The sequence below is a fragment of the Streptomyces sp. 13-12-16 genome (genome assembly GCF_002114215.1).
GTDB lineage: Bacteria > Actinomycetota > Actinomycetes > Streptomycetales > Streptomycetaceae > Streptomyces.
This window is the reverse complement of the sequence record NZ_NCTE01001180.1, coordinates 1-1007: the sequence shown is the minus strand read 5'-3', so window position 1 is coordinate 1007 and position 1007 is coordinate 1. Positions and strand designations below refer to the sequence as shown.

2 protein-coding genes are annotated in these 1007 nt (G+C 72.0%); both read right to left on the bottom strand.

Annotated features, from left to right (window positions below):
- On the bottom strand, nucleotides 1–319 hold a 319-nt coding region (locus B7767_RS37085), incomplete at its 3' end, for a DUF3140 domain-containing protein (protein WP_085575843.1).
- A 40-nt stretch (nucleotides 320–359) separates the two neighbouring features.
- Complete coding sequence (locus B7767_RS37080; RefSeq protein ID WP_085575842.1) at nucleotides 360–842, bottom strand: Dps family protein; 483 nt, start codon at nucleotides 840–842, stop codon at nucleotides 360–362.
- Nucleotides 843–1007 lie beyond the last annotated feature (165 nt).

Here is a 1007-nt window from a genome sequence, read left to right as displayed (position 1 = left end):
GGTCGTGGCCCAGCGTCATCAGGCGGTGCCGGCGGGGCGTGTCCTCGGCCACGGGCTCGTTCTCCAGGTCCGTCTGCGCCGTGACGGTGTCCACGACCTCCTCCATCACCCGCAGATCGTCCTCGGTGAGGTCGGTGCGGCGTTTCTGCAGGATGGCGAGGACGTGCTGTCCCGTCTCGCTGCCCGCCCGGTCCGGCAGCGGCTCGGTCGTCTCGTCGGCGTCACTCACCCGCAGCCAGGCCGCCAGTTCCGCCGAGGTCATGTTCACCACGCGGTGGAAGTCGTCCCACAGCGCGTCCATCTCGAGGGCGTCGCTCATGATGTGCCCCTTACGTGTGTGTGCTTCGGCGCCGTGACGGTCAGGACTCGCCGGGGAAGTTCTCCGCCTCGAACATCCAGCGCTGCTTCTCCAGTTCCGCGGTGACCGAGATCAGCAGGTCCTGGGTGACCAGGTCCGCCTTCTCGGTGGCGTCGATGCGCTCGCGCAGGCGCGTGACGGCCGCGCCGAGCGCCTCCGTCATCACCTCCACGGCCTGGGAGTCGCGCAGCCAGCCCTCCTTCGGGGCCGGCAGCGAGAAGACCTTGGCGATGGTCTCCGGGCGGCCGTCCGGCGGCACACCGAGCGCCGCGGCCCGTTCCGCCACCGTGTCGGCGTGGGTGCGCGCGGCGGAGACCACCTCGTCGAGCTGGAGGTGGATGGAACGGAACCGCGGACCCACGACGTTCCAGTGCGCCTGCTTCCCGATCAGCGACAGCCCGAGCAGGTCCACCAGGGTGTCCTGGAGGGCCTCGCAGGAAACCCGGCGGGCCTCGTCGGGCAGGGTGCTCCTCACAACGGTCATGGGGTGCTGTTCCTCCTTCTCGAATCGTGCGTGGTCCGACGGAGCGGTGCCTCGCGCCCGTCCTCGCCGGTGCCGCCCCGGACGCCCGGGGCCGGACCGCTGCCGAGCGCGAAGCCGGGACACCGCGGGGTCGCCCGCCGCCGCGCGTGGACGCGCCCGGTGGCG

Excerpts from the sequence above, each read along its gene's own strand:
- B7767_RS37080 (WP_085575842.1), bottom strand. The coding sequence starts at position 842 with ATGACCGTTGTGAGGAGCACCCTGCCCGACGAGGCCCGCCGGGTTTCC.